Raw genomic sequence first — 8,945 nt, 5'->3', positions numbered from 1 at the left:
GTCGCTCAGGAGCTTCACGTCATTTTTCCGAACACCTCCCGCACCCGGCGTGCGTCCCGCAGGCGTTGCTCGTACGTCGCGCCCGCCGCCAGCAGGGCCAGGCCCGCGAGGGCGGGAGGTACCCAGCGGGGGAGGGCGTCCACGACCTGGGCGATGTACGGGGCCAGTTCGTGGAGGGTGACCAGGGCCAGGGTGGCGCCACCCAGGAGGAGCGGGGACTGGAGGCGGTGGTGGGCGCCCAGGAGTGTCACGGCGAGGGCGGCCAGGCCTAGGAGGAGGGGGCGGAGCCAGTGTTCGTCGCCCCAGGCCGCGACCAGGCTCGGGCCGAGCGTGGCGCCGAGGCCCGGGCCGTACGCCGTCCAGGACGAGACGGCCGGGTTTCGGCGGCGCCTGAGGTGGCCGACGGCCAGCGCCGGGACCGTGATCGGCAGGGTGTACGCCTCCGGGTCCTCGACGCTCCAGGCCGTCAGGCGCACCCAGGCGGCCAGCACGAAGAGGGCGGTGGCCGCGTAGCCGAGGTCCCGGCGGTCCGGTCGTACGGCCGTGCCCGCGGTGATGACTCCGCAGAGTGCGAGGGTCAGCGAGAGCAGGGGTGGGTCGGTGGCCGCGAGGCCGATGGCCAGAAGGCCGGCCGCGGCGCCGGTCGCCTCGATCGGGATCGTCATGGGGGAGTCACCGAGGCGTGCCGCCAGCAGGGCTGCCATGGTCGGCACGGCGAGGACCAGGAGGGCCGTGTGCTGCGGCTCCCAGCCGGCGGACGCGCCGATCGCGCAGGTGAGGGCGGTGGAGTACGCAAGCGCCGCGGGCGCGGTGAGGGGGCCGAGGGGCGTGCGCCAGGCCGTGAGGGCGAACACGACGGTCGTGGTGGCGAGCACCGTGAGTGTCGCCGGTTCGGTGGCGAGGGAGAGGAGGGCCAGGCTGAGGGAGGTGGCGAGGGCCAGGAGGACGGCCGTGAGGGGGAGGGGTGACTGAAGTCGCTTGGCCGCTGTCGGCTGGGCGTATCCCGCGAACACCAGTGCGGCCACGATCATGGCTCCCTGTGCCGCCAGCCCTGCCGCGTACGGGAGTTGGAACACTGCCGGAAGCGTGAGGAGCGTCGCCCAAGTGAGGATGAGGGCGCCGATCAGCGCCGGGGTTCGCCAGGGCACGGCGCGGGCGGCCATGGCCAGTACTCCCGCGACGACGGCGAGCACCAGGGGCACGGTCTGCGCGTTCGGCGGCCATGGGAGGTCCACCGTCGCCGCCGCTCGGACGTCCGCGGGGGCGCCGGACCAGGTCCGTCCGATCCAGCCGACGGGGCCCAGCAGCGCGACGAGGAGGGCGGGCAGGGCGGTGGCCAGGGCGAGGGCCTGGACCGTGGCCGAGGCGTGGAGGAGGCCCTGTCGTACGGGGTCGGGCACCCGGACGCGTACGACCGCCAACAGCGCGACGCCGCAGAGCAGATGGCCCGGGATCGTCCACTCGTCGGGCAGGACCGCCCGTGCCATTCCGCCGAGGGCCGCGACCGCGAGGAGGCCACCGGTCAGCGCGGTGCCGAGGGACAGGGCCGGCTTCGGGGCGAACCACGCGGTCGTCAGGGCGAGCGCGGCGGCGAGGGCGAGGAGCGCCGCCGCACGGGCGGCGGCGCTCGGGCCGGTGGCGGCCCAGGAGAGCCACCCGGCCGCCGGCACACCCCAGGCACCCGAACCGAACGCGCCGACCACGGCGACGATCCGTACCGGTTCCATACGCACCCGGAGTGCGACAGCGGCGTCGGCCGCGGCGGTCACCAGCAGCACGACCGTGAACGCTTCCAGGCTTGCGTTCACCGCGAACGCCCAGAGGAGCAGAGGGAGTTGAGCGGAGGTGAGGGCGAGGGGGAGGGGCAGCAGGAGTGGGGTGCGTGTGACCGGCCGCCGGTCGTTCCGAGATCCGGCGGCTCCGGCTGCTCCGGCGGTTCCAGCGGCCGGGGCGCTGTTCTCGTCGTCCACGGCCGTGGGCACCAGCGCGCCGAGAGTCAGGCCGTACGCCGCCCAAGTCACCGCCAGTACGGCCGCTGCCGCTGCCGAGTAGGCCGTTCCGTCCGCTTCGGTGAACGTGACTTCGTGCAGGGCGTAGGCGTCGAGGACCGTCAGTGCCAGGCCGAGTGCGGCCACGGCCTCCGCGGTCGAGCGCAGACCGCGCCGCAGCAGGGCCACAGGGCTGCCGAGGGCGGCCAGGGTCACCGCGCAGAGGACCACGGCCCGCCCCGCGATGCCCATGTGGCCCCAGCTGACCAACGTGAACGCGATCGCCGCCACGGTCAGCAGGACACCGCCGAGGACCAGCAGCACGTTCTGGACACCGGGCGCCGTCGCCTCGGGTCGCCGCGCGGGCGGACCGGCGGGCGCGGGAGTGTGGGCCGGGGTCCGCGTGTGCAGGGCGTTGACCAGCCAGGCTCGCCGCGCCAGCAGAAAGGTGCGGCGGGCGTCGAGCTGCCGCAGTTCGGTGTCGAGGAGCCGCAACTCCTCCGCCGGGGACGGAAAATGCGTCATGCCCCGGAGTGTGGCCCCGGTCACGCCGTACGACATGAGCGCGGATACTCAGACTGTACTCAGATCCCGCACAGAAGCCCCGCGTATGGGCACAATCCGACCATGGACTGGTGCCACTACCGCTTCCGCAGCCGCTGGACCCTGCCCGCGCCGCCCGCCACCGTGTACGACGTGCTCCACCGGGCCGAGGACTACCCGCGCTGGTGGCCCCAGGTGCGCGAGGTGGTCCGGATCGACGACACCAGCGGCACCATCCGCATCCGGTCCGTCCTGCCGTACGACCTCTCCTTCACCGCGCGGGAGGTCCGCAGCGACCCGGCGGCCGGGATCCTGGAGATCGAGATGACCGGCGACCTCGACGGCTGGGCCCGCTGGACGCTCACCGCCGACGGGACCGGCACCCTCGCCCGCTACGAGCAGGAGGTCGACGTCACCAAGCCCCTGCTGCGCCGGCTCGCCGTGCCGGGGCGGCCCGTCTTCCGCGCCAACCACACGCTGATGATGCGGGCGGGGCGACGGGGCCTTCTCGCCCACCTCGCGGCCGGTGGCCGAGCGGTTTGAACCAGAGCCGTCGGGACCTGTATTGTTCAGTGCGTTCCCGGGCGATTAGCTCAGTGGGAGAGCGCTTCGTTCACACCGAAGAGGTCACTGGTTCGAACCCAGTATCGCCCACCCGGAAGAGACCGGTCCGTCGATGACGGACCGGTTTTTTGCGCACCCACGACGCCCCGGGCGGGCATGGCGCGAGGACCCCTTACGCCCGAGCCCCCGCGCTCACGCCGCCGCGGCCGGCAGCTCCGGGCGCAGTGGCCACGCCGGGTCCACTTCCTCCTCCGAGCCGCTGCGCGCGAACCACGCCTGCAGACCGCGTGCCTGCGCCGCGTGCCACACGGCCTGCAGTGTGTGCAGTTCGGCGGGGGAGAGGCGGGCCAGCCGGGCCGAGAAACGGCGTCCCACCGCGCGTACGACGTCCATCGCGGCCTGCGCGTCCGCCGCCGCGTCGTGCGCGCCGTCCAGGACGACCTCGTAGTGCGCGCACAGGTCGGTGAGCGTGCGACGACCCTTGCGATAGCGGTCCAGATGCTTGTCGAGGACCCGCGGGTCGAGCACGTGCAGCGGCGTCGCCTCGAACCAGCGGTCGAGCGACGAGGCGCGATGGCGGCGCAACTCGCGGTCCAGCAGCGTCAGATCGAACGGCGCGTTCATGACCACCAGCGGACGGCCGCGCACCGCCTGCTCGGCCAGCGCCCTGGCTATCTCCTCCATCACCGGCGCCGGCCAACGGCCCTCGCGCTGCAGATGCTCCTCCGTCAGCCCGTGCACCGCCGTCGCCGCCTCCGGCACCGGCACACCCGGGTTCACCAGCCACCGGGTCACCCGGGGGCGGGTGCCGGGCGCGTCCTGGACGGCGACGGCGGCCGACACGATCCGGTCGGTCTCGACGTCCACGCCCGTGGTCTCCGTGTCGAACGCCGCCAAGGGCCCCTCGTACCAACACGTCATGTGTCCACAACTCCTCGTTCACCCAGGGCAGCTGACGTCCCGTCTTCTGCCTGTTTGGTGATACCCGGGCTGTTTGCGCCGTACGCCGGAAGGAGACAACAGAAGTACGGGTCTGCGCAGTTCAGGGGCTCGGCACAGCGAAACAGTTGCATGGAAAGGCTGTTGGTCATGGCCATAGCGCAGCCCGAGCGGGGCGGGCTGCTGTCCGAGCACGCGGTGCCCCAGCGCGGCTCCCTCGCCACCACCGCCTGCATGGAGACACTGCAGGTGGGCTATCTCCACGCGGTCGCCGCGGCAGCCGGGTGCTCTCTGTCCCAGCCCTTTCCGGACAACGGCATCGACTGGCACGTCAGCCACAGCGCGCCCGGCCACACGGTCGACGACGAGGTCACCATCAAGGTGCAGCTCAAGGCCACCTACCAGGTCGCGCCGAACCCCCCGGGCCGCTCCTTCTCCTTCACGCTCGACAACGACCACCTGGCGAAGCTCGCCCGCACACCCGTCTCGGTGCACAAGATCCTCGTGGTGATGATCGTCCCGAGAGCGCGGGAACAGTGGCTCCGGGCCGGTCACGACCGGCTCGACCTGCGGCACTGCTGCTACTGGATCAACCTCGCCGGACACCCGATCACCGGTCGGCGCCGCACCACCGTGCGCATACCGACCTCGCGCATCTTCGACGACCGAGCGCTCTGCGAGATCATGACGCGGGTCGGAACGGGAGGCAGACCGTGACCCACGGCCCCAACGACGACGGCGACTTCCCACGCCGCCCCGACGACCGGGACGGGCAGGTACGCCGCCGTCCCGCTGACGTGGACGACTTCGTGCGGCGGCCCATCGATCAGCCCGTGCGCCGGGTGCGGTCGCATCCGGTCGAGCCCTCCTGGAGCCGGCCGCCCGACCCCGCGCGGGTCGACCCCGCGGTTCTCGGCGCCCTGCTGCACCGGCACGGGTGGCAGCGGCGCGGTGGGGCCGCCGGGCGGTACGGCCGCTGGACCCCGCCGGGACCGGCCGGCCGTGGCATGAGCCTGCTCGTGCCGGAGAACCGGGCCTTCCCCGACAGCGACGACCTGCTCGGCGAGGCCCTGCTCGCCCTGTCCCGCAGCGGCTTCCCGGCCGCCCGCGACGTCCTGGTCGGCCTCGCCGTGCCCAGCGACGAGATCCGCTGGTGGAGGGATGTGCCGACCGGGCCCGTGGGCACCGCCTCCTGGGCGGTCGAGGACCGGCTGCGCTCGGCCGCCCGCCAGATGCTCCTCGCCGCCGCGCTCGCCACACGCGCGCGTGCCGGCTACCACGGCGCCCGGCACCGCCTGCCCGCCGCGGCCTTACTCGACGGCGTCCTCGTCGGAGCCGCCCCCGGCGGTCGCCGCCTCACCGCCTTCGTACCCGTCGCCACCGGCCGACCCCTCGCCGTACGCCTCCAGCAGGCCCTCTACGCCACCCGCGAGGCCATCGACTACCAACGCGCCACCGGCGGCATGGACGCCTTCGACGGCGCCGTCGAGGCCGGCGTGAGCCATGAGCTGACCGAGGCCCTGGTCGCCCTCGTCCGGGGCAGCGAGGGCGCCCGGATCGCCGTCGACTGGGCGCCCGCCGCCGGGGTCCCGGAGGGCGGGGCGACACCGGCCGAGCCCGTCGAGTTCTCACCGGGGGACCTGCCCGTGCTGCGCGAGGCCGGGGCCCGCTATCTGCGCGAGGAGCCGTCGATGCCGGTACGGATCACCGGGGCCGTCGTACGGATGCGCCGCTCGGCCGCCCGCGGCGAGGGCACCGTACGGCTGCGGGTCATCGCCGGGGCCGAGGTCCCGCACGTCCGGATGACCCTGGACGAGGAGTCGTACCGCATAGCCGGGCAGGCCCATCTCGTCGGGCTGCCGGTCCGCGTGCACGGACGGCTGGAGAGCCGGGGCGGCTTCCGGCGGCTCACCGACGCCCACGGGGTCGCACCCGTGCAGGTGGACGAGGCCGAGCGGGACCGGCTGATGAAGTCGCTCCAGGAGACCGTCGAGACGATGGCCTTCTTCGAGGAGGCGTGCGGAGGGGACTGAGGGGGCGTGCGGAAGGGGCTGACGGCCTCCGGTTCTGCCCCCGGAAACAACCGCTTCGCATAGGTCGCCCGGGGCTCGGTACGATTCGTGTCTGCGTACGCGGTCGCGTACGCACTCACCTTCAGGCAGGAGAGACCGGTGTCCGACGTCCGTGTGATCATCCAACGCGATTCCGAGCGGGAAGAGCGAGTGGTGACGACGGGCACTACGGCCGCCGACCTGTTCGCCGGGGAGCGCACCGTCATCGCGGCCCGCGTGGCCGGCGAGCTCAAGGACCTCGCGTACGAGGTGCGGGACGGCGAGACCGTCGAGGGCGTGGAGATCTCCTCCGAGGACGGCCTCAACATCCTGCGCCACTCCACCGCGCACGTGATGGCGCAGGCCGTGCAGGAGCTGTTCCCCGAGGCCAAGCTGGGCATCGGGCCGCCGGTCCGCGACGGCTTCTACTACGACTTCGACGTCGAGAAGCCGTTCACGCCCGAGGATCTCAAGGCCATCGAGAAGAAGATGCAGGAGATCCAGCGGAAGGGGCAGAAGTTCGCCCGCCGTGTGGTGACCGATGAGGCCGCCCGTGAGGAGCTCGCCTCCGAGCCGTACAAGCTGGAGCTGATCGGACTCAAGGGCTCCGCCTCCAGCGACGACGGCGCGGACGTCGAGGTCGGCTCCGGCGAGCTGACCATCTACGACAATCTGGACGCCAAGACCGGTGAGCTGTGCTGGAAGGACCTCTGCAGGGGTCCCCACCTGCCCACCACCCGGAACATCCCGGCGTTCAAGCTGATGCGCAACGCCGCCGCGTACTGGCGCGGCAGCGAGAAGAACCCCATGCTCCAGCGCATCTACGGCACCGCCTGGCCCTCCAAGGAGGAGCTGAAGGCACACCTCGACTTCCTCGCCGAGGCCGAGAAGCGCGACCACCGCAAGCTGGGCAACGAACTCGACCTGTTCTCCATCCCGGACGAGATCGGCTCCGGCCTCGCCGTCTTCCACCCCAAGGGCGGCATCATCCGCCGGGTCATGGAGGACTACTCGCGCCGCCGCCACGAGGAAGAGGGCTACGAGTTCGTCTACACCCCGCACGCCACGAAGGGGAAGCTCTTCGAGGTCTCGGGCCACCTGGACTGGTACGCCGACGGTATGTACCCGCCCATGCAGCTCGACGAGGGCGTGGACTACTACCTCAAGCCCATGAACTGCCCGATGCACAACCTGATCTTCGACGCGCGCGGGCGTTCGTACCGTGAACTGCCGCTGCGTCTCTTCGAGTTCGGGACCGTGTACCGGTACGAGAAGTCGGGTGTGGTGCACGGTCTGACCCGTGCGCGGGGCTTCACACAGGACGACGCGCACATCTACTGCACCCGCGAGCAGATGGCCGACGAGCTCGACAAGACGCTCACCTTCGTCCTGAACCTGCTGCGTGACTACGGCCTCACCGACTTCTACCTGGAGCTGTCCACCAAGGACCCGGAGAAGTTCGTCGGCTCGGACGAGGTATGGGAGGAGGCCACCGAGACCCTGCGTCAGGTGGCCGAGAAGCAGGGACTCCCGCTGGTCCCGGACCCGGGCGGCGCCGCCTTCTACGGGCCGAAGATCTCGGTCCAGGCGCGTGACGCGATCGGCCGTACCTGGCAGATGTCGACGGTCCAGCTCGACTTCAACCTGCCCGAGCGGTTCAACCTGGAGTACACCGGTCCGGACGGCTCCAAGCAGCGCCCGGTCATGATCCACCGCGCGCTCTTCGGCTCGATCGAGCGGTTCTTCGCGGTGCTGCTGGAGCACTACGCGGGCGCGTTCCCGGCGTGGCTGGCGCCGGTGCAGGCGGTGGGCATTCCGGTGGGGGACGCGCACGTCGAGTATCTGCAGAAGTTCGCGGCGGAGGCCAAGAAGAAGGGCCTGCGGGTTGAGGTGGACTCGTCGTCGGACCGTATGCAGAAGAAGATCCGCAACGCCCAGAAGCAGAAAACTCCGTTCATGATCATCGTGGGTGACGACGACATGAACGCGGGCACGGTGTCGTTCCGCTACCGGGACGGATCGCAGGAGAACGGCATTCCGTGCGAGGAAGCGCTGGCGAAGCTCGTCGATGTCGTGGAGCGTCGCATTCAGGTGTGACGCGCTCCCCGCCAGAGCGGGGCTTGCGGCCTCCGGGGTGCTCCCCGGGGGCCTTCGCTCGTCCTGCGCCACGCGGCGTCGCCGAACGTACGGATGGCCCCGCCCGTACCGCCCCGGTACCCGGCGACACGCCGCGAACGGGCGAAGCCATATGCTGCACTGCATGACGAGTGAGCCGGAGCAGCAGATCGGAGTGGGGACGCAGGACGCGTTCCAGCGCCTGTGGACGCCCCACCGGATGGCGTACATCCAGGGCGAGAACAAGCCGACCGGCCCTGGGGCCGACGACGGCTGCCCGTTCTGCTCCATCCCGGCCAAATCGGACGAGGACGGGCTGATCATCAGGCGGGGGGAGCATGTGTACGCGGTGCTCAACCTGTACCCGTACACCGGCGGTCATCTGATGGTCGTGCCCTACCGCCATGTCGCCGACTACACGGATCTCACCGGGCCGGAGACCGCGGAGCTGGCCGAGCTGACCAAGCAGTCCATGACCGCGCTGCGGACCGCCTCCGGCGCGCACGGTTTCAACATCGGGATGAACCAGGGCAGCGTGGCCGGTGCCGGTATCGCGGCCCATCTCCATCAGCACATCGTGCCTCGCTGGGGTGGCGACACCAACTTCATGCCGGTCGTCGGTCACACCAAGGTGCTGCCGCAACTCCTGGCCGACACGAGGAAGATGCTGGCGGAGGCCTGGCCGGCGGCCTGACCACCGGGTTCTCTCGCCCCCGCCGCCCTTACCCGTCCCATCCCAGGGGGC

General features: G+C 71.6%; 7 protein-coding genes and 1 tRNA gene. 6 read left to right on the top strand and 2 right to left on the bottom strand.

The window, feature by feature from the left end; translation table 11 throughout:
* Window positions 1-14 precede the first annotated feature (14 nt).
* Window positions 15-2,513 carry an SCO7613 C-terminal domain-containing membrane protein gene (locus STRIP9103_RS10145; RefSeq protein ID WP_078613853.1) on the bottom strand — a complete coding sequence of 833 codons (2,499 nt, stop codon included), beginning with the start codon at window positions 2,511-2,513 and terminating at the stop codon, window positions 15-17.
* A gap of 102 nt (window positions 2,514-2,615) precedes the next feature.
* On the opposite strand from STRIP9103_RS10145, the gene STRIP9103_RS10140 reads away from it, so the two are divergent.
* On the top strand, window positions 2,616-3,074 hold the full coding sequence (locus tag STRIP9103_RS10140; protein ID WP_009307042.1) for an SRPBCC family protein: 459 nt from the start codon (window positions 2,616-2,618) through the stop codon (window positions 3,072-3,074).
* Between the two features lie 39 nt (window positions 3,075-3,113).
* Window positions 3,114-3,185, top strand: a tRNA-Val gene (locus STRIP9103_RS10135).
* 102 nt (window positions 3,186-3,287) lie between these two features.
* Here the strand turns inward: STRIP9103_RS10135 and STRIP9103_RS10130 are convergent.
* Window positions 3,288-4,016 (bottom strand): 3'-5' exonuclease, encoded by a 729-nt coding sequence (locus STRIP9103_RS10130; protein WP_009307047.1) that lies wholly within the window; start codon window positions 4,014-4,016, stop codon window positions 3,288-3,290.
* Window positions 4,017-4,184: 168 nt separating this feature from the next.
* On the opposite strand from STRIP9103_RS10130, the gene STRIP9103_RS10125 reads away from it, so the two are divergent.
* The 4 genes from STRIP9103_RS10125 to STRIP9103_RS10110 all read left to right on the top strand — a co-directional run bounded on the left by STRIP9103_RS10125 (window position 4,185) and on the right by STRIP9103_RS10110 (window position 8,894).
* Window positions 4,185-4,751 (top strand): DUF4365 domain-containing protein, encoded by a 567-nt coding sequence (locus tag STRIP9103_RS10125; RefSeq protein ID WP_048820025.1) that lies wholly within the window; start codon window positions 4,185-4,187, stop codon window positions 4,749-4,751.
* 92 nt (window positions 4,752-4,843) lie between these two features.
* Window positions 4,844-6,067, top strand: a complete 1,224-nt coding sequence (locus STRIP9103_RS10120) for a hypothetical protein (protein ID WP_048820026.1) — start codon at window positions 4,844-4,846, stop codon at window positions 6,065-6,067.
* A 138-nt stretch (window positions 6,068-6,205) separates the two neighbouring features.
* Window positions 6,206-8,182, top strand: a complete 1,977-nt coding sequence (gene thrS / locus STRIP9103_RS10115) for a threonine--tRNA ligase (protein WP_009307052.1) — start codon at window positions 6,206-6,208, stop codon at window positions 8,180-8,182.
* Window positions 8,183-8,333: 151 nt separating this feature from the next.
* Window positions 8,334-8,894, top strand: coding sequence for an HIT family protein (locus STRIP9103_RS10110; protein ID WP_009307050.1), 561 nt, complete (start codon window positions 8,334-8,336; stop codon window positions 8,892-8,894).
* The last annotated feature ends 51 nt before the right edge of the window (window positions 8,895-8,945 follow it).

This window comes from Streptomyces ipomoeae 91-03 (assembly GCF_000317595.1).
GTDB lineage: Bacteria > Actinomycetota > Actinomycetes > Streptomycetales > Streptomycetaceae > Streptomyces > Streptomyces ipomoeae.
The sequence above is the reverse complement of the archived record's forward strand: the minus strand, read 5'-3'. Positions and strand labels throughout refer to the sequence as shown.

Bases quoted from the DNA above. Each gene is read 5' to 3' on its own strand.
- STRIP9103_RS10140 (WP_009307042.1), top strand. From the start codon at position 2,616: ATGGACTGGTGCCACTACCGCTTCCGCAGCCGCTGGACCCTGCCCGCG.
- STRIP9103_RS10130 (WP_009307047.1), bottom strand. From the start codon at position 4,016: ATGACGTGTTGGTACGAGGGGCCCTTGGCGGCGTTCGACACGGAGACC.
- STRIP9103_RS10145 (WP_078613853.1), bottom strand. From the start codon at position 2,513: ATGACGCATTTTCCGTCCCCGGCGGAGGAGTTGCGGCTCCTCGACACC.
- STRIP9103_RS10110 (WP_009307050.1), top strand. From the start codon at position 8,334: ATGCTGCACTGCATGACGAGTGAGCCGGAGCAGCAGATCGGAGTGGGG.
- STRIP9103_RS10125 (WP_048820025.1), top strand. From the start codon at position 4,185: ATGGCCATAGCGCAGCCCGAGCGGGGCGGGCTGCTGTCCGAGCACGCG.